We start from the raw sequence: 18,562 nt of genomic DNA, 5'->3' as shown, positions 1-18,562 counted from the left end.
ACTTCGATGAACGACCCCACTGACGAGTCTTTCGAAGCGCTGCTGCGTTACCTGCGCGATTCCCGTGGCTTCGACTTCACCGGCTACAAACGGGCATCACTCATGCGTCGCGTCCGCTACCGGATGGAACAAGCAGGCTGCGTCAGCTTCGAGGACTACCTGGACGTGCTGCAGGCCAGTTCCGACGAGTTCGCTGCGCTGTTCAACACGATCCTGATCAACGTCACCGCGTTCTTCCGCGACCCACCGGCATGGGACTTCGTAGCCAGCGACGTCATTCCGCGATTGCTGGCCAACCGCGGTCCCGACGACCCCGTTCGGGTGTGGAGTGCCGGTTGCGCGTCAGGACAGGAGGCGTACTCGCTGACCATGCTGCTGGTCGAGGCGATGGGCGCCGACGCCTTCCGGCAACGCGTCAAGATCTACGCCACCGACATCGACGAGGACGCGCTTCGCCAGGCGCGCCTGGCGTCCTACGACGCCAGGGCCGTCGAGTCGGTGCCCCCGGAGTTCCTGGACCGCTATTTCGAGCGCGTGGATGACCGGTACGTGTTTCACACGGACCTGCGCCGGTCGGTGATTTTCGGGCGCAACGACCTCGTCAAGGACGCACCTATCTCGCGGGTGGATCTGCTGGTCTGCCGCAACACCCTGATCTACCTGAATGCCGAGACGCAGCGCAATGTGTTGAACCGCTTGCACTTTGCCCTGGCGCCGCATGGGATCCTGTTCCTCGGGCGGGCCGAGATGCTGCTGAGCCAGACCCACAAGTTCACCCCGCTGAACCTGGAAAACCGGCTGTTCGTGAAGGCCGCCGGATCGCGCAACACGCTGGACCGCCAGGACCCCACCGTGGCTTTCTACGAACGTCAGGGCGACGTGTCGGACCTGACGAGATTGCGCGAGATTGCCTATCGCGCCAGCCCAGTGGCTCAGATCGTGGTCACCGGCGAGGACACCGTCGCGATGATCAACCAGCAGGCCGAGACCTTGCTGGGGGTGTCGGCGCGAGACATCGGCCGATTGCTCCGTGATCTCGAGGTGTCCTATCGCCCAGTCGAATTGCGCCTCTACCTCGAGCAGGCCAAGGTCGAGCGGCGTCCGGCACGCATCCCAGACATCAAATGGCAACGGCCGGCAATGGATACGGTGTGGCTGGAAATCCACGTCAATCCGCTCGTCGACGCCGACAACGGCCTGCTCGGCGTTTCGATCGCCTTCTTCGACGTCACCGCGACCCGAACCCTGCTCGACAAGGTCGTGCATACCAATCGGCAACTCGAAGCGGCCTACGAAGAACTGCAGTCCACCAACGAAGAACTCGAAACCACCAACGAAGAGCTGCAGTCGACGGTCGAGGAATTGGAAACCACCAACGAGGAGTTGCAGTCCACCAACGAAGAACTCGAGACGATGAACGAGGAGCTGCAATCCACCAACGACGTGTTGCAGACCACCAACGACGCGTTACGCGAACGCAGCGGTCAACTCGACGAGGCGAAGAATTTCCTCGATGCGTTGATCAACGCTGTACGGCGCGGACTAATTCTGGTGGACCGCGAGCTGCGCGTAGTGGTGTGGAACCGGGCCTGTGAAGATCTCTGGGGCCTTCGATCCGATGAAACGATCGGCAAGAAGCTGTCCGCGCTGGATATCGGCTTGCCAGTGGAAACGGTGCAGCCACTGATCGGACAAGCGTTCGTCAATCCCGACAGCGCAGGCGAAATAGTGGTGGATGCGGTCAACAGGCGTGGCCGTCAAACGCGGGTGCGAGTGACGTGCACGCCGTTTCCCGACACCGACGGAGGTGTCGGCGGGTCGCTGCTGTTGATGGAAGTCGTGAGCTGATGCCGGCCTGATTCAGGGCCCGTCCGGCCTCCGCACGCCCTGTCCAGTAAGCGAATCGCTTGCTCCGCGCCGTTTGCGGGGTACCGGGCCAGGCAACCCAACCACTCGTGAGGATCGCCATTGTCTGGGGCGACGACGTCTGTGCTGATTACCCGGATCTCGTCGGAAATGATATAGGGGACGAGTTCGTCCGGTTCTGCGCGGCGCTGGTCGCCCAAGGTCACACCGTGACGGTCTACCCGCGGGAGGGTGTCGGACCGTCCGCGCCGGTAACACCGGCCAAGGTGTTGCCGTTCGTCGGCGATTGGGCGGCGGAGCTGTCGCGACATTGGTCCAGCGAACCACCCGACATCGTGCACAGTTTCGGGTGGCTGGGCGGCCTGGCCGCACAGCTGGCGGCACGCAGAAACCAACTGGTTACCGTCCAGAGTTTCTACGGTCTGGCCGCAGCGGCTTCAGGTGTGGCTGCGGCGCCGCAGGTTGATTCCGAACGCGCCCGCCTCGAACCGTTGCTGATTCGCAGCGCGGCCTGGGTGACGGGCGCCAGCACCGAAGAACTCGATGTGCTGACCAGATTGCGTCGCAACCGGGCCCGCACCTCGGTCCTGTCGACCGGAATCGACGCCGAACGCTACACCTGTACCGATCCCAAATGGGTGAACAACGATACCTACCGCATAGTGCAATGCGCGCCGAACCTGCAGCCCTGCAATGGTTTTGACAGAACCATCCGGGTGTTACCGCACGTGCCGGACAGCGAGCTGGTGATCGCCGAGACGTCGGCCACCGACGCCCGCAACAAGAGGGAGCGGACCAAGCTCAAGCGCATGGCCACCGAGCTGGGGGTGAGCAACCGGGTGCACTTCGCGGGTTGCGTTGCGCCCGAGGATATTCCGCCGTTGCTCTGGTCCGCCGATGTCGTTGCCTGCACCCCGCGGCTGGCCCCGCGCGCCACCGCGGCGTTACAGGCCATGGCCAGCGGACGCGTAGTGGTGGGAACGGCGGTGGGCGCCCTGAGGGACGCGGTGATCGGGAATGTCACCGGCCTGCTGGTGTCCCCGACCAGACCGCATGAGCTGGCCGGCGCATTGAAAAGCATGCAGCAGCAACGCTTTGCACGCCAGAGCATGGGTTCGGCCGGTCGTTCCCGGGCGATGTCACGTTTCACCTGGGACCGGATCGCCCAAGACGCGCTGAGCATCTATCAACAGGCGAGTCACGTGAAAACCAGCGCCATAGCCTAGGACACCGAAAAATATGACAACCGCGCCTTACCACCCCGAGGAGACCGCCGACCGGTCGGCGGAGACACGCGCGCCGGACGCCGTCCGATACGCGAAGTTCCATACCGGCGAATCCGAGGCGGCCAGGAAGTTTTTCGCCCAGGCATACCAGCCAGGCTGGCGGACCAGCAGCCTGACCGGTGGCTCGTCGGTCACCCATCAACGCTTCGAGTCCGACGCCGTCACCATCGACGAGGTGCTGATCGAGGGCCGGGTTGGCTGCGAAATCCACGCCCACGACGCGGTTCTGGTGATCCACCCGCGAGCGGGCTCGCTGACGCTGGCCGGTGACCCCGGGAACAGGATGGACACCCCGGTGATCGCCGCCGAAGGCCTACCGTGCGCTATCCAGGCCAACACGGCGCGGTTCAACGTCGTGCGGATGGATCTGCGGCATCTCACGCAGGTCGCGGCAGACAAGACCGGGCCACTACCTCAGCAGATCCGGTTCGCCAACTGCCGGCCCCGCTCGGCTGCCGTTGCGCGGGCTTGGAGCCAGGCACTGGACTACGTGATCGCCAGCTTCTCCTACGCCGAAACCGCACAGCAGCCGTTGATGGTCAATGCGGCGGCCCAGCTGCTCGGTGCCGCATTGCTCGAGGGTTGGCCATCCAACATGAGCGAGGGCCAGGACGTGCTTCGCAACCCGTCGGTGCCACCGACCCTCAAAGGCGCGATCTCGTTCATTCACCGCCACGCCGGTGACGGCATCGGGGTCAATGACATCGCCGACGCGCTGCGCATGACCTCCCGCGCGGTGCAGTACCTGTTCCGGCAGCACCTGGACACCACGCCCACCGAGTACCTGCGCCGCGTCCGGTTGCACCGGGCACATCAGGAACTGATCAACAGCGACCGGTCCAGCACCACCGTCAGTGAAGTGGCACACCGGTGGAGCTTCGCCCATACCGGCAGGTTCGCCGCCCTGTATCGCAAGACCTACGGACAGAGCCCGCACGCCACGCTTCAGCAGTAACCGCTGCTAGAGCCCGTCCCGGGCACGAAGCAGCCGGTCGACCCGGTCGGCGGCGTTGTCATGCAGGACGTCCTGAGCGGTGATCTCGTCGACCACCCGCTCGGCGACGTCGCGTAACTTGACGTTCGACTCCTGCGAGAGCTTGACCAGCAGATCGAACGCTGACTCGGCGTTGACGCCGTAGCGCAGCATCAGGATCCCCATCGCCTGGTTGATCACCGCCCGCCGCGAATCGACGGCCAGCAGCGCCTCGCTCAGGTGTTTCTGCAGGTCAGCGTCGAACTGATCGGTGACGTCGATGTAGAACCCGCCGATACCGAGCAGCCGGCCGTCGGGACCGCCGAACCGGTCCCCCACCACAACAACCACATGTGTCTCACCGCGGGTGTCGACGATCCGATGCCTGCTACTGAAGGCGGCGCCATGCCGGCGCACCTGCTCGATGAGCTCCGGGACGGTCGGCTTGTCGTCGGGATGTTTGTGTTTGAGCAGCAACTGCGTCGTCGGCTGCACGCTGCCCGGCTCATAGCCGTGCATTCGGGCAACCTCTTCCGACCACTCCCAACGGTCCTCACGGGCCAGGTAGCGAAATCTCCCCACCAGTGGCCACCGGCGACCCCTCTTTCGCCGCGTATCTGCGCACACCATGCTCATGATATTCCGACCGGCGCGCCATGGTTGAACTTCGGTGGCCGCTCGGTTCGCTTTCCGGATAAAAGCCAGAAAGCGAAAGTGACGAGGCTAGGCCGTCTTGGCCAGCGCAGATGACCGAGTCTTGTTATCACCCTTGGCTATCCGGCGGATCATCTCCCGCGTGGCCTTCTCCAGCGCACCTTGCGCGGCGTCCGGGCGGTCCGAACGCGCGGCTCGCCGCACCGCCGCCGCGATGGTGACGCCTTCGCGGTAGCCGCTGACCACCCGCGGATCCACATAGGAACTGCGCGCCACCGCGGGCGTGTTGCCCAGCTCCTCGGAGACTTCCCGCATCACCGCGGCCTCCACGCGCTTGGCCACCCGCTGCGATACCGCAGGGTCGGCGTCGGCGAAGGCCACCGCGGCCAGCACGGTGCCATGCCATGTCCGCAGATCTTTCACGCTGTAGTCGGAGCCGACCAGCTCCTTGAACCGGGCGTTGAGGTCGTCGCTGTGCACGTCGACCCACCCCGAGGCATTGCGCCACACCAGAAAACGTCCGCTGCATTCCGTTCTGCGCAACAGCGCGCGCACCGCCCGCACCACCTCGGCGTTCTCGACCTCGTACTGGCGGCGCACCCCGCTCTTGGCGGGGTAATCGAAGGCGACCGCGTTGCGGCGTACGGTCACGTGCTCACACAGCAGGGTGGCCAGACCGTAGGACTCGTTCTCCTCGGCGTACTGTTCGCCGCCCGCGCGGAAGTACCCGAGGTCGACCAGATGCAGACCCAGCGCGAGAACCCGGTCGCGGGTCAGGCCACGGCCCGCCAGGTCGCGGGCGATGCGCTCGCGATACGCCGGCAGTTCCTTGGACATCTCCAGCACCCGGTCGAACTTCTCTTCCGCCCGTTCCTGCTGCCAACTCTGGTGGTAGAGGTATTGCCGGCGCCCCGCCGCGTCGGTGCCGACGGCTTGGATGTGTCCGTTCGGATAGGGCGCGATCCACACCTTCTTCCACGCCGGCGGGATGACGAGGTCCTTGATCCGCTGTAGCGCCGCGGGATCGGTCAGCCGCTCGCCGTCCGGACCGTAGTAGGCGAAGCCCTTGCCCCGGCGCTTGCGGGTGATACCCGGCTTGGTCAGCACACTGCGGCGCAGCCGCATCGAAATCCTCCGCTGTCCCCGACGTCACGTCGGCTGACCGGTGGATAACCCGCTCGGTGAGCACTCACACCTTCCGGCCACGGGTTCGTAGCAGCAGTGGCACGAACAACCAGGACACCGCGAACAGTGCCAGGGCACAGGCACCGGCGATGAGCCCGGCCACGGCGCCGGCCACCGTGTCGAAAATCAGCACCGTCACGCCCGTGAGCGCCAGACCCAGCAGCAGCAGACCGACGTAGGCGCACCGGTGCGCCGCGGACACCAGCACCGAGATCCGGTGCCGCCGGAACAGCAAGCGGTGCAAACCCACCGGCGCGATCAGGAAAACCGTGGCGGCCACCGAACAACCGACCGTCACCAGATACACCACCCGCATGTCCGGGCCCAGCACCTGGAAACGGGCCTGGAACGGCAGCGTCAGGAGAAAACCGGTCAGCAGTTGCACACCGGTCTGCACCACGCGCAGTTCCTGCAGCAGACTCGCCCAGTTACGGTCCAGCCGTTCGAGTTCTGTTTCTCCCCGCTCGCGGCGATCCCATTGCTGGTCGCGTTCTGGATGATCGACATCCATATCGGTGATCATTGCACTTTTGAATGCCGAACGACCCGCCACTCCGTTGTGGCGGGTCGTTACGAGCGTGACGGCAGAATCAGCCGGCCATGAATTCGTGGTAGGCCGATTCCAGGTTCGGCGGCAGGACAGACACATTGCACTGCCGCTCGGTGTCGCCGATCGGCGCCAGAATTCCCCGCAGGTCGTAGTACTCGTTGGGGTGCGCGGTGAAGTAACCGCGAAGGTTGGCGGCGGCTTCGCCGCGCGGCTGCCCGTATGCCGCGGTTACCGCCTGGTTGGCACCCGGGTGTCCGGCGAGGTACTGCTCTGCCGCGCCCCGCGCCGACATGACGGTGGAGTTGACGCCTTCCGGGCTGCAGTCAGGTGCCGCCGCTGCCGAAGGCGCGCCGACGATACCCATGGCGATTCCCCCGAGCAGACAACCGGCGCTGATACCGGCAACGCGGTGGCGAGCGACGATACTGCTGAATTTCATGATGTTTGTTCCTCCGAATGAGTGAACCGGTCGTGAGGGTCCCGATGCCCTGAAATCCAAGGTAGCGAAAAGCCAAAACAGTTCTCCGGCGCCGCTTTCGGACACCAAACGAAGCCCTGGGCGGAGTGCGAAAACCGTGTGACGCAAGAAACTCAAGAGGCATATTTAGTCGAGCAAATATCCTAGAAAAGTCGCTTGAACGTAAGAACGCTTAGAGAACGCTGCAGTTTCTTAAGAGATCGTGATCTGCTTCGTGACGAAAACGTTATCCGCAGGGGCGCCGGCTAGCGGTTGAGCTTGCCTTCCCGCACACCGGTCAGGGCGTCGTCCAGCGTCGGATACAAGGGGAACGTCTTGTCCAAGCCGGTCAGGTGAATGGGCCGTCTGGTCGCCGGCCCGCGCGCCACCACACCGAACTCCGCCGAATCGCCCAGTTTCTCGAAGGTCGCCGCCAGAATCTTCAATCCGACCGATCCGAGGAACTCCACGGCAGACAGATCGATAATCAGCGCTGAGGGGTTGTCCACCGTGACGCCGCCGATGGCCTCTTCCATGGCCGGTGCCGTGACCAGGTCGATTTCGCCGCCGATACTGAGTACCACGACTCCGTCATGGTCTGCGACCGTGGCGGTGATCGAATCAGGAGCTGACAACTGGCGATCCTTCAGTCCGGGCCTCACGAGTCGGCGAGTGTGCTGCAAGCCTAACCTGCCGTGCCTACCGCAAGAAGTGGAAGACCTCAACACGTCCCTCGTCACAGCTCAAGCTACTCTCCCCATAAGGGCCTGCGGTGGGCTTGTAGCGGCTTGGAGGGGCACATGTCAGATTTGCCGTCAGAATCCAGCAGCACCGGCAACAGCGTCTCCTCCGAGGGTTTGCTACCGCAGCTGGTCCAGCACCTCCGGCGGAACCGGACCGCGCTGCGCGAGGAGTGGGCCCGCCGGATCACCGAGGCCGAACTGCTCACCGCGATGACGCCGGAGGAGATCTTCTCCGAGGCGACCGCCGTCTACGACAACTACGTCGAGGTGCTCGAGACCGGTAGCGTCGAGGCGCTGCAGGACTATGCGCGCGACCTCTCCGAACGCATCATCCCGCGGGGCGTGGAGACCGACGAGGTGCTCGGCATCGTGCTGCTGCTGCGCGACGTGCTGGCGCGGTCGCTGTTCGAGAAGTACCAGGCCGAATTCGACATGCTCAACCGGGTGCTGGACGCGTACGAGCCGGCTGCCAACCGGATCGCCAACACCGTGGGTGTGAGCTTCGTGCAGGAGCGCGAGCGCATCATCCGCCAGCAGCAGGAAGCCATCCGCGAGCTGTCCACGCCGGTGCTGCAGGTCCGCGAACAGCTACTTATTCTGCCGATCATCGGCGTGCTGGACAGCCAGCGGGCCCGTCAGGTGACCGAGCAGTTGCTGCGTGCCATCCGCGCCAACCGCGCCAAGGTGGTCGTCATCGACATCACCGGTGTCCCCACTATCGACTCCACGGTGGCCAACCACCTGGTGCAGACGGTGGATGCCTCGGGGCTGATGGGTGCGAGCGTCATTATCACCGGTCTGTCCTCCGAAATCGCGCTGACCCTGGTGACCATCGGGCTGGACCTGTCGAAGATGAACGCCGTCGGCGACCTGCAGGGCGGCATCGAAGAGGCCGAGCGCCTGCTGGGTTACGAAGTCACCCGCACCGGCGAATAGCCCGGCGAGTAACGCATGCCCGTACCCATCTTGAAGCAGGGCGCGATCTTGATCGCCACCGTGCAAGCCGCCCTGACTGACTCCGACACCGAGCGGTTGCGCGAAGACCTGATGGAGCGGGTCAGCCGGTTCCGCGCTCAGGGGATCGTCGTCGATGTCACGGCCATCGACGTGATGGACTCGTTCGCGGCCCGGTCACTTCGCACGATCGCGCACATGACCCGGTTGCGCGGGGCGACCACAGTGATCGTCGGTCTGCAACCAGAGGTGGCGTTCGCCATGGTGCAGCTGGGGCTGGCCTTCGACGATATGAGCACCGCGCTCGATCTCGAAGAGGGCATAGCGCTGCTGAACAAGCAATTGGGGCTGGGTAAATCGATGATCGGGCGCGACGGTGGCGGCTGAGACCGTGGTCGCCATCAACACCTCCGACGACATCGTCGCGGCCCGCAAAGCCGGCCACCAGCTCGCTATGGACTTGGGGTTCACCCTTACCGACGTCACGATGATCGCCACCGCGATCTCCGAGATCGCCCGCAACATCACCAGCTATGCCGGACACGGCGAGGTTCGCGTCGCAGTGGCCGACCGGGAAGGCCGCCGGGCACTTGTGGTCCGGGCCGAGGACGAAGGCCCCGGGATCGCCGACATAGACCGTGCGATGGAGGACGGCTACACCACCGGTCGCGGTCTCGGCATGGGACTGCCGGGAGCGCGGCGGCTGATGGATCGCCTGATCGTCGAGTCCACACTCGGTCGCGGGACGGTGATCGAGATGTGGAAATGGGTTCCGGCCCGTGCCTGACCGAGCCCGGTCGGCGGGTCGGTTCGGACCGATCGAGTGGGCGACGGCAAGTCGCCCCCGCCCGGGCGAGCAACTGTGCGGCGACCAGGCCGTCGCGGTCGACGTTGACGGCGTGGCTGCGCTGTTCGGCGTGCTGGATGGTCTGGGCCACGGTCCTGCTGCCGCCGGTGCCGCGCTGGCGGGCGTGGAGGCGCTCACGAAGGCTCGTGCGGAGCGGCTGGAGGTGCTGGTCGCGCTCTGCCACCGGGTGCTGACAGGCACGCGGGGCGCCGCGATGTCGCTGGCCCGCATAGATTTTCAGACCAGCAAGCTGACCTGGACCGGGATCGGCAATGTGCGCGCAAACCTGGTGGCCAAGAGCGTCAGTGGCGTACAAGTCCGTTCCAGCGCCCGGTTGGTGGGCGGCATCGTCGGCTACCGGATCCCGGAACCCAGGCCCGCGCAGGTGGTTTCGATACGCACCGGCGATCTGGTGGTGATCACCAGCGACGGCATCTCCGACGACTACGTCGACCAGATCGACTTCGCCGCTTCCGCTGCCGATATCGCCGAGCAGGTACTCGAGAAGCACGCCAAGGAAACTGACGACGCCATGGTGCTGACCGCACGTCACCGGGGTATCTCGACATGACCTACACCGACGAGTTCCACGATCAGTACCGGGCGGCGCTGCGAAACTACCTCGCAACGCGCGACGAGGACAGCCTGGCGGTCGGGCACGAACTCGGTCGCAGGGCTCTGCAGGAACAGATCAGCATGCTCGACATCATCGAGAACACATTCTGGCTACTCGACGAATTCTCGAAGACCGAACCGGTCGACCGCGGCACCGCGCTGGAATTCGTGTTGCAGACGCTGGCGCCCCTGGACGTCGCGACTCGCGGATTCATCGACGGCACAAGGCGATACGCACAGGAACGGGCACGCGCCGAAGACCTTGCCGACCGGGACAGGTTCCGGACGGCGCTGGTGAACTCGTTGCAGGAGGGATTCTTCGTCGCCGACGAGCACGGCGCCGTGGTCGAGGTCAACAACGCCTTCGCCGATATTCTCGGATACGGCGAGGACGGTTTACCGTATCCGTGGCCGCAGCCGTGGCTGGTGGATCGCGAGGGCACTTACACCGAGCAGCAGCGGGTGCGCGACCAGGGCAGTGCCGAGTACGAGATCCCGGTCCGCCATCAAGACGGACATCTGGCCTGGGTGGCGGTGAGTATCAACGCCGTTCGCGAGCCTGACGGCGGGGCGGACATGTACGTCGGAACGGTCCGCGACGTCACCGCGCAGCGGGCCTTCGCCGCCCGGGAAAGCGCGGTGATGCGGTTGGCCACGTCCGTCAGTGTGGCCAAGAGCGTGGCCGAGGTGCTCGAGATCACCCTCGAAGAGAGCCGCAGCGCCGTCGACGTGCATCGCGTGGTCGCGGTGATGTGGCCCGCCGGCGAGGGTGAACCGACTGTCGTGGTGGCCGGCGATCCCCCTGAATCCAATTGGCGCACAATGGAACCTACGCTGCGCGAGATCTTCCAGGACGCTCGTCACCAACTGCCGCTCACCGCGAAGACAGTCGGGTCTCCGGACAGTCCCGGCCGGGCACGGGGTCTGGTCGCCATGCTCTCCGGTGCCGGGGACGTGGCCCTGTGGCTGGAACTCGGGTCACCCCGCTGGGTGAGCGCGGAGGACAAGCTGCTGGTGACGATGCTCATCGGCCACCTGAGTCTGGCCATCCAGCACGTCCGGCAGTTCGAGGCCGCGCGGGTGACGTCGATGACGCTGCAACGGGCGATGCTGCCGCCGATGACGCCGCCCCCCGGATTTGCGGTGCGGTACGAACCCGCGGTGCCGCCGCTGGAGATCGGCGGTGACTGGTATGACGTGTTGCCGATCGACGACCGCCGGATCGGCATCGTCGTCGGGGACTGTGTCGGCCGGGGGTTGCCGGCCGCCGCGATCATGGGTCAGCTGCGCAGTTCGGCGCGGGCGTTGCTGCTCACCGGCGCCAAACCGGCCGTGCTGCTCGAACAACTCGATGCCGCGGCGTCGCTGATTCCCGACGCGTACTGCACCACGGTGTTCCTGGCGATCCTCGACACCGGCACCGGCGTGCTCGAATACAGCAACGCCGGTCACATGCCCGCCGTGCTCGTCCGGACCGAAGCCGGCTCGCCACCCGAGACCTTGCTGCTCACCAACGCCAGTTCGGTGCCGCTTGCCGTGCGGCGCAACGAAACCCGGCCGCAAGCAGCCGAGGCGCTGTATCCGGGGTCGATGCTGATGTGGTTCACCGACGGGTTGGTCGAGCGCCGGCACGAGTCCATCGACGACGGGCTCGCCCGCGTCGCCGACGTCCTGACCGATGCGATCGGACTGCCGATCAGTGCCGTCGCCGATGCGGTGCTGGAACAGCTGGCGCCGGCCGGGGGTTACGACGACGACGTCGCCATGGTCGTATATCGGCATCAGCTGGCGCCGCTGCGTATCGAGGCCGAGGCCACCGCGGAGAACCTGGCGCCTGTCCGGCGGGCGCTGACGTCCTGGCTGCGCGCCGCCGACGTCTCAGACCTGCAAGCGGCCGACATCGTGCTGGTGATCAGCGAGGCGTGCACCAACTGCGTCGAGCACGCCTACCAGGGACATGAGGTCGGGACCATGCTGCTCGAGATGACGGCGACGGACGGGGAGATCAGGGCGCGAATCACCGACTCGGGGACATGGAAGCCGCCGGCCGCCGATCCCGGCAACGGCGGCCGCGGTCTGCCGCTGATGAAGGTCATGAGCGAGTCCATGCGGATCGACGACCGCCCGGACGGCACCACCATCGACATCATCTTTCGTTTGCCTAGGGGCTAGCGGGGTAAAAGATTGTGGTGACCCACACGTCGATCACCGTCGAACCGGCTCTGCCGGCGGCACACGGTCCGCTGTCGACGGCTGTGCGCCGCATTCTGACCACGCCGGCCTCACGTGAGCCGTCGGGCCGCGTCGGCGCGTCGGTGCGTGACTCCGATCCCTACGGCCTGGACCTGCAGTTGGCGTTGTACATGTGCTACGAGCTGCATTACCGCGGCTTCGCGTCGGTGGACCCGAACTGGGAGTGGAATCCGGGGCTGCTGGCGCTGCGCGCCGAATTGGAGCGGGTCTTCCTGTCGGGCGTGCGCCGTGACGTCGGGCCGATCGATGCGGGCCACACCGCCGCGGCCGAGATGGAAGCGCTGACCATAGAACCGCGCGATGGTTCCGGTCCGTCCTGGTACCTACGGGACAGCGGGACGTGGGAGCAGATGCGGGAGTACTTCGTGCACCGCTCGCTGTACCACCTCAAAGAGGGCGATCCGCACGCGTTTGCGATTCCGCGCCTGATGGGGACCGCCAAGGCGGCATTCGTCGCGATCGAGTTCGACGAGTACGGCGCCGGGCGGGGCCCGGAGATGCATCAGCAGCTGTTCGCGGACCTGCTGGACGCGGCGGACCTGGATTCAACCTATCTGGGCTATCTGGACGCGGTACCGGCCGAGTCGCTGGCGGCGGTCAATCTGATGTCGATGTTCGGGCTGCACCGGCGGTTGCGCGGGGCGGCGGTGGGACACTTCGCGTCCATCGAGATCACCTCGCCGCCGGGTTCCCGGCGGATGGTGGATGCGCTGCAGCGGATGCAGGCGCCGGCGGCCTGCGCGAAGTTCTACCGCGAGCATGTAGAAGCCGACGCCGTGCATGAGCATGTGGTGCGAATCGACGTGGTCGGCGACCTGTTGGCCCGTGAACCGCATCTGGACAGCGACGTGGTCTTCGGGATTCGCGCCCACGCGGCGGTCGAGGACCGGCTGGCCGAAGCGCTGATGTCGGCCTGGCAGCAGGGACGGTCGTCGCTGCGGCGGCCGATTTGAGTTCAGCTCTCGGCGTTGAGTAAGCGCTCGACCTTGGGGCCGCGACATCTGCGGTGACTGGTGTCGCACAGCGGGTAGTCCTGGCTGCGCCGGCATGTGCACACCGCCACCATGAAACGGTCGGACTCCACCACCTCACCGCTGGGTGTCTCGATGCGGGCCGGGCCAGAAACCAGCACCGGCCCGTTGGGTATCACCTGGACGCGAGTCGTGCTCACGGCTTGTCTGCCCGGATCACCACGATCTTCTCCTTCCGGCAGCCGCGCGCGATCAGACCGGTCTGCTCCAACCATTGTGCGCGCGCCGTCAACACCGGTCCGAACGGAATCAGCTGCGATGCAACCACATCGGCGTGCAGTCCGGTCTCCCGCAGGGCTTCCAGCGTCTGCTCGACACCGGCGAGAGCCGAGTGCACCAGCAACAGCGATCCGCCGTCGGCCAACAGTTTGCCGGCCGACCCGCACAGCGGGTCCAGGACCAGCCGGCCGTCCGGGCCGGCGTTGTAGGCACGGGACGGCCCGGCGATGGACGCGATCGCGCCCGTGTCGTCCAGGGGCGGGGTCGGCACATATGGCGGGTTGGATACCACGACGTCGAACGGGCCGTGGCCCAGCGCCTTGACCCAGGATCCTTGCCGCACATCAACATCCACGCCAGCGCCGGCGGCATTGCCGCGCGAGTAGCTGACCGCGGACGGGCAGATGTCGTAGGCCGTCACACTGGCACAACCCATCTCGGCAGCCGCTATCGCGACGAATCCAGAGCCGGTGCACAGATCGAGCACCCGCCGCTGTGGGATCAGACCGGTTCGTCGCATGGTGTCGACGAGCAGGTAAGAGTCGTATTGGGGTTGGTAAACCCGCTCCGCGACCAGAGATTCGGCTGGCGCTGGGTATGTGGTCGTCACGTCAAGCCTTTCTCGACCCGTCGGAGGAACGCGCCGTGGCGATCACGGCTCGGCACTTTAATGCCCCCAAAATGGTGCGTTGAAACCGAATTCAGGAGTTTGTCGTTAACTGGACGAATCAGTGGACACTTGAGCGAATAGCCGCAAAATCGTTGAACAAAAGACCGGCAAGTCCTTTGGGGACCGACTGGTGATCAGGTTTTTGTCGACCACCACTTCCTCGTCGACCACCCGCGCACCCGCGTTGCGAAGATCCGTGCGGATACTCGGGTATGACGTGAGTCTGCGTCCGGCCACGACACCGGCTTCCACCAAGGTCCACGGACCGTGACATATTGCGGCAACCGGCTTTCCGCTGTCGACGAAGTCCCGCACGAACGCCACTGCGGACTCGTCCGCACGCAACTTGTCCGGGTTCACGGTGCCACCGGGCAGCACCAGCCCGTCGTAATCCGCGGGTGAGGCGTCGGACACCTTACGGTCGACATTTATTGTCCCGGCGGGCTCGAGGTCGTGGTTGCGGGCTTGGATTTCGCCGTCTTTCAGCGACACGATGTCTATCCGCGCACCGGCCTGTTGCAGCGCGTCGCGAGGTTGCTCGAGTTCCACCTTTTCGACGCCGTCGGCTGCCAGGATGGCAATTCTTCTGCCGGCCAGATTCATTGGTACCAACTCCTTAGGGATTGAGGACAACCTTCGTGCAGTTGTCCCGCTTGTGTTTGAAGATCTCGTACCCCTGCGGAGCCTGATCCAGCGGCAAATGGTGGCTGATGATCGCCGTCGGATCGATTTCGCCGTTGCGGATCCGCTGGAGCAGTGGACGCATATACCGCTGCACGTGGCACTGGCCGGCCTTGATGGTCAACGAACGGTTCATCACCGCTCCGATCGGGAACTTGTCCATCATTCCGCCGTAGACGCCGACGATCGAGATGGTGCCGCCGTTGCGACAACTCATCGCGGCTTCCCGAAGTGCATGCGGCCGTTCGGTTTCCATTCGCACTGCCTGCTTCACCCGGTCGTAGACATCCACCACGGTCGATCCGTTGCGTGCCTCCATGCCCACCGCGTCGATACAGTGGTCCGGGCCCCGTCCGGCGGTCATTTCTTGCAGTTCGCCGAGCACCGACGTGTCCGCGAAGTTCAGCGGCGTGGCACCCAGCCGCTCGGCCAGCTCCAATCGGTAGGGCACCCGGTCGATGACGATGACCTGCGACGCTCCCAACAAGCGGGCGCTGACCGCCGCAAACAGGCCGACCGGCCCGGCGCCCCACACGGCCACCACGTCTTCAGGAGTGATGCCGCACATCTCGGCGCCCATGTAGCCCGTCGGCAGGATGTCGGAGAGGAACAGCGCCTGATCGTCGGTGAGGTCGTCCTCGATCTTCAGCGGGCCGATGTCGGCGAACGGGACGCGGGCGTATTCGGCTTGCCCACCGGCGAATCCGCCGAGCATGTGGGAATAGCCGAAAAGACCCGCCGGGGAATGGCCCATGAGTTTCTCGGCGATTCCCGCGTTGGGGTTGGAGTTCTCACACAGCGAATACAGGTCGCGGTCACAAGCCGAGCACGCGCCGCAAGAGATCGGAAACGGCACGACTACTCGGTCACCGACGGCGAGATTGCCGACCGCCTTGCCGACTTCGACCACTTCACCCATAAATTCGTGGCCGAGGATGTCGCCGTGTTTGACGGTCGGGATGTAGCCGTCATAGATGTGAAGATCCGAACCGCAGATCGCGGTCGAGGTTACCCGCACGATCGCGTCCCGGTCGTTGAGGATCTTCGGGTCCGAAACCGATTGCACTTCAACACTATTGCGTCCCGCCCAGACAGTCGCTCGCATGGTCACGCCTCCTTGCCCGACGGCTGAGCCGCCCGTTGATGAAGCTGTTGCCGCGCGACGGTGCCGTCCGGAGAGCCGTCGGAACGAAGAACCTGGCCCGTTTCCATGATCTGCTTGAAGCGGCGGAGGTCATCGTTGACTTGCTGCTCCGGAGACTCGCCCATCAAGGTGGCTGCCGCCTTGCCCAGTGCGCCGCCGGGCATCCGGTAGGCCATGGTGACGCGCACCTCGGTGCCCTTGCCGGAGTGGTCAGGTGTGAAGTCGACGCTTCCGCTGTTCTCAATTCCCGAGCCGGGCAACGATTGCCAGGCGATTCGCTTGCCGGGCAGGTCTTCGATGATCTGGGCGTCCCATTGCACGGGCTGCCCCACGGGTGAGTTGGCAACCCAATGTGAGTGCCCGTCATCGGCGTTGGTGACCGATTGCAGGTGATACATGAACTCAGGCAGGTTCTCCAGATTCCGCCAGAAGCCGTAAACGTGCTCCGGAGTACGCATTACGGTGATTGCGGCGCGCAGGGTGCGGTGCGGCTGAGCGCCCGCGTGGCGGGCGGTATCTGTGCGCGTGGTACGCAGAGCGGCATACAGGTCCGCCCCGCCGATCGCGGTGAGCGCGGCGGCGGTGACGAGGCCGCGCCGGCGCCTGCCGGGTGCACGGCGGATCACTCCGGCCGCCAGGAAGGCGACGTCCAGGACGTCGCCGGCGACACGGGTCCAGACCAGTTGGTCTGGACCGGCCAACAGCGCTGCGCCGTGCCCACATTCGCGCATGCCCAGGGCGCGGATGACGGCGCGCGATCGCGGAGTCTCGTCGACGCCGGCAAGCGCCGCGATCCTCCCGGGCGCCACGAGTTCGGACAGGCCCAGGGTCAGGCTTGCTACCCCCAGCCCTTTGACCAGCGTCACGGTCTTGCCAGCTGCGGGATCATTCATCGGTCAAACTCCTTGCGTCGCTGTACTTTTGCGACGTTCGTCGGGTGCTGTCCACATACCCGCGCGGCGGTCACCCAAACGTTTGCGGCGCCTCAACCGGCGGCACTTCGCAGCGCGTCCAACAGGGGTTCGGCGGCCTCCTTCAGGAACTGTTCCTGGGACTCCCCGCCGATCTGGATGAGGGCAATGTCGGTGAAACCCGCTTCCCAGTAGGACTTTGCGGCTTCGACGATCGCGTCCAGATCCGGCCCGCACGGAATGCTCTCGGCGACATCGTCGGGTCGCACGAACTGCGTGGCGCCGGCGAATCCCGCAGGCGTCGGCAGGTCCGCGTTAACCGTCCATCCGCCGGCGAACCACCGGAATTGATCGTGCGCACGGGCGATTGCCTTGTCGCGGTCAGGATCCCAGCACACCGGCAGCTGCCCGACGACGCGACCCACGCCGGGCCAGCCGGCGCTTTGACGTGCGGTCCGCCAGTCATCGACCAATTCCTGGTCGGGTTCCACCGCGATGAGGTGGTCGGCCAGTTTGCCGAACTTTTCCACGCCCCTGGGGCCGGCCATCGCCACGCCGATTCCAGGCGGCACGTCGGGCACGTCCCACAAACGCGCCGAATCCACCTGGAAGTAGTCGCCCCGCCAGTCCACCAGTTCGCCGCCGAACAGTTCGCGAATGATCTTGATGGCCTCGCGGAGCATGTCCTGGCGGCGCTCGACGGTCGGCCAGCCCTGGCCGACCACGTGTTCGTTGAGGTTCTCACCACTGCCCAGGCCGAGGGTGAATCGTCCGTCGGCGAGGATCTGGACGGTGGCCGCCTGCTGCGCGACGATCGCGGGGTGGTAGCGCATGGTGGGGCACGTCACGTAGGAGTACAGGTCTACACGTTCGGTGGCGTGCGCGACCGCCCCCAGCACCGCCCACGCGTTGGGTGCATGGCCCTGCGAAGCCAGCCACGGTGAGAAATGATCGCTGCAGACCTCGAAGTCGAAGCCCCGCTGCTCTGCCGAAATTGCATCGCGCACAAGCTCTTTCGGGCCCGTCTGCTCCGTCATCAAGGTATAACCGAACCGTGCCATGCCTGAGGGGTACCCTACGGGCCGCTGAGCAAACGGCGTAGCGACTTCCGCGGGCCATTGCACTTCCGCAATGCTCTCCGAGACGCGCTACGCGCTGAACTGGGGTTTGCGCGTCGCATATAGGGCGTCGGCGGGATTCGTTCCGGGTGGTCGCGGAGTTTCTCACTGGTCAGCAGGCTCAGCTGCTTGATGATCGGGTGCTGGCTACGGCGTTGTTCACCGACATCGTGGACTCGACGCGCCGGGCCGCGGAGGTGGGCGACCGTGACTGGCATACCTTGCTTGACGCCCGGTGCTGTCAAGGGTGTACCGGGCGACTGGCGTCTGTTCACCGTCGCCTCGTGAGACCGGCCGCCCAGCTAAAAGGGTGGGGGTTCGTTGTCGGGGGGGCCGGTGGCGGCGATGCGCTCTTTTCGATTCTGGCGGCGTTCGGCGGCCACGCGGTGGGCGCGGTCTTGGGCG

General features: G+C 65.4%; 20 protein-coding genes and 1 pseudogene. 10 read left to right on the top strand and 11 right to left on the bottom strand.

Annotation, left to right across the window (positions count from 1 at the left end; translation table 11 throughout):
- The first annotated feature begins 6 nt into the window (after positions 1 to 6).
- The 3 genes from AWC08_RS29070 to AWC08_RS29060 all read left to right on the top strand — a co-directional run bounded on the left by AWC08_RS29070 (position 7) and on the right by AWC08_RS29060 (position 4,107).
- Positions 7 to 1,848, top strand: a complete 1,842-nt coding sequence (locus AWC08_RS29070) for a CheR family methyltransferase (protein ID WP_069433746.1) — start codon at positions 7 to 9, stop codon at positions 1,846 to 1,848.
- Positions 1,849 to 1,955: 107 nt separating this feature from the next.
- Complete coding sequence (locus AWC08_RS29065) at positions 1,956 to 3,092, top strand: glycosyltransferase (RefSeq protein WP_069433747.1); 1,137 nt, start codon at positions 1,956 to 1,958, stop codon at positions 3,090 to 3,092.
- 13 nt (positions 3,093 to 3,105) lie between these two features.
- Complete coding sequence (locus AWC08_RS29060) at positions 3,106 to 4,107, top strand: helix-turn-helix transcriptional regulator (RefSeq protein ID WP_083271152.1); 1,002 nt, start codon at positions 3,106 to 3,108, stop codon at positions 4,105 to 4,107.
- A gap of 6 nt (positions 4,108 to 4,113) precedes the next feature.
- Here AWC08_RS29060 and AWC08_RS29055 read toward each other — a convergent pair whose 3' ends face one another.
- From AWC08_RS29055 to AWC08_RS29035, 5 genes are all read right to left on the bottom strand, one after another.
- Positions 4,114 to 4,707: a PAS and ANTAR domain-containing protein gene (locus tag AWC08_RS29055; RefSeq protein WP_065132439.1), complete on the bottom strand. Its 594-nt coding sequence runs from the start codon at positions 4,705 to 4,707 to the stop codon at positions 4,114 to 4,116.
- Positions 4,708 to 4,848: 141 nt separating this feature from the next.
- Positions 4,849 to 5,904: a DNA topoisomerase IB gene (locus AWC08_RS29050; protein WP_065132438.1), complete on the bottom strand. Its 1,056-nt coding sequence runs from the start codon at positions 5,902 to 5,904 to the stop codon at positions 4,849 to 4,851.
- A gap of 64 nt (positions 5,905 to 5,968) precedes the next feature.
- Positions 5,969 to 6,475, bottom strand: coding sequence for a DUF6328 family protein (locus tag AWC08_RS29045; protein ID WP_065132467.1), 507 nt, complete (start codon positions 6,473 to 6,475; stop codon positions 5,969 to 5,971).
- A gap of 79 nt (positions 6,476 to 6,554) precedes the next feature.
- Entirely contained in the window at positions 6,555 to 6,953 is a 399-nt protein-coding gene (locus AWC08_RS29040) for a heme-binding protein (RefSeq protein WP_069435039.1), read from the bottom strand.
- 284 nt (positions 6,954 to 7,237) lie between these two features.
- Complete coding sequence (locus AWC08_RS29035) at positions 7,238 to 7,606, bottom strand: STAS domain-containing protein (RefSeq protein WP_065132466.1); 369 nt, start codon at positions 7,604 to 7,606, stop codon at positions 7,238 to 7,240.
- A 165-nt stretch (positions 7,607 to 7,771) separates the two neighbouring features.
- Between AWC08_RS29035 and AWC08_RS29030 the strand changes: the two genes are divergently transcribed.
- The 6 genes from AWC08_RS29030 to AWC08_RS29005 are packed head-to-tail and all read left to right on the top strand — an operon-like array spanning position 7,772 to position 13,336.
- Positions 7,772 to 8,650: an STAS domain-containing protein gene (locus tag AWC08_RS29030; protein WP_065132436.1), complete on the top strand. Its 879-nt coding sequence runs from the start codon at positions 7,772 to 7,774 to the stop codon at positions 8,648 to 8,650.
- A gap of 15 nt (positions 8,651 to 8,665) precedes the next feature.
- Positions 8,666 to 9,055 (top strand): STAS domain-containing protein, encoded by a 390-nt coding sequence (locus AWC08_RS29025; protein ID WP_065132435.1) that lies wholly within the window; start codon positions 8,666 to 8,668, stop codon positions 9,053 to 9,055.
- Entirely contained in the window at positions 9,045 to 9,455 is a 411-nt protein-coding gene (locus AWC08_RS29020; protein WP_065132434.1) for an anti-sigma regulatory factor, read from the top strand. The genes AWC08_RS29025 and AWC08_RS29020 overlap by 11 nt, the downstream gene beginning before the upstream one ends.
- Before the next feature lie 31 nt (positions 9,456 to 9,486).
- Positions 9,487 to 10,086, top strand: a complete 600-nt coding sequence (locus AWC08_RS29015) for a SpoIIE family protein phosphatase (RefSeq protein ID WP_069435043.1) — start codon at positions 9,487 to 9,489, stop codon at positions 10,084 to 10,086.
- Complete coding sequence (locus AWC08_RS29010; protein WP_069435038.1) at positions 10,083 to 12,302, top strand: SpoIIE family protein phosphatase; 2,220 nt, start codon at positions 10,083 to 10,085, stop codon at positions 12,300 to 12,302. The genes AWC08_RS29015 and AWC08_RS29010 overlap by 4 nt, the downstream gene beginning before the upstream one ends.
- Before the next feature lie 17 nt (positions 12,303 to 12,319).
- On the top strand, positions 12,320 to 13,336 hold the full coding sequence (locus AWC08_RS29005) for an iron-containing redox enzyme family protein (protein ID WP_069435042.1): 1,017 nt from the start codon (positions 12,320 to 12,322) through the stop codon (positions 13,334 to 13,336).
- 2 nt (positions 13,337 to 13,338) lie between these two features.
- On the opposite strand, the gene AWC08_RS29000 is transcribed toward AWC08_RS29005, so the two are convergent.
- From AWC08_RS29000 to AWC08_RS28975, 6 genes are all read right to left on the bottom strand, one after another.
- The gene (locus AWC08_RS29000; RefSeq protein ID WP_065132432.1) at positions 13,339 to 13,554 is read right to left on the bottom strand and encodes a CDGSH iron-sulfur domain-containing protein; all 216 of its coding nucleotides are present in this window, start codon (positions 13,552 to 13,554) and stop codon (positions 13,339 to 13,341) included.
- Positions 13,551 to 14,243: a HemK2/MTQ2 family protein methyltransferase gene (locus AWC08_RS28995; RefSeq protein WP_069435037.1), complete on the bottom strand. Its 693-nt coding sequence runs from the start codon at positions 14,241 to 14,243 to the stop codon at positions 13,551 to 13,553. The genes AWC08_RS29000 and AWC08_RS28995 overlap by 4 nt, the downstream gene beginning before the upstream one ends.
- A 105-nt stretch (positions 14,244 to 14,348) precedes the next feature.
- A complete protein-coding gene (locus AWC08_RS28990; RefSeq protein ID WP_069435036.1) occupies positions 14,349 to 14,906 on the bottom strand; it encodes a type 1 glutamine amidotransferase domain-containing protein in 558 nt (185 codons plus the stop codon).
- Positions 14,907 to 14,919: 13 nt separating this feature from the next.
- A complete protein-coding gene (locus AWC08_RS28985; protein ID WP_372513510.1) occupies positions 14,920 to 16,050 on the bottom strand; it encodes a zinc-dependent alcohol dehydrogenase in 1,131 nt (376 codons plus the stop codon).
- 41 nt (positions 16,051 to 16,091) lie between these two features.
- A complete protein-coding gene (locus tag AWC08_RS28980) occupies positions 16,092 to 17,021 on the bottom strand; it encodes an SRPBCC family protein (protein ID WP_069435035.1) in 930 nt (309 codons plus the stop codon).
- Positions 17,022 to 17,113: 92 nt separating this feature from the next.
- Positions 17,114 to 18,100 carry an LLM class F420-dependent oxidoreductase gene (locus tag AWC08_RS28975; protein WP_069435034.1) on the bottom strand — a complete coding sequence of 329 codons (987 nt, stop codon included), beginning with the start codon at positions 18,098 to 18,100 and terminating at the stop codon, positions 17,114 to 17,116.
- A 131-nt stretch (positions 18,101 to 18,231) separates the two neighbouring features.
- Here AWC08_RS28975 and AWC08_RS38745 point away from each other — a divergent pair.
- A pseudogene (locus AWC08_RS38745) lies at positions 18,232 to 18,390 on the top strand (adenylate/guanylate cyclase domain-containing protein); the annotation flags it as partial.
- Positions 18,391 to 18,562: the final 172 nt, after the last annotated feature.

The organism is Mycobacterium gordonae (assembly GCF_002101675.1).
GTDB classification, from domain to species: Bacteria; Actinomycetota; Actinomycetes; order Mycobacteriales; family Mycobacteriaceae; genus Mycobacterium; species Mycobacterium gordonae.
The sequence above is the reverse complement of the archived record's forward strand: the minus strand, read 5'-3'. Positions and strand labels throughout refer to the sequence as shown.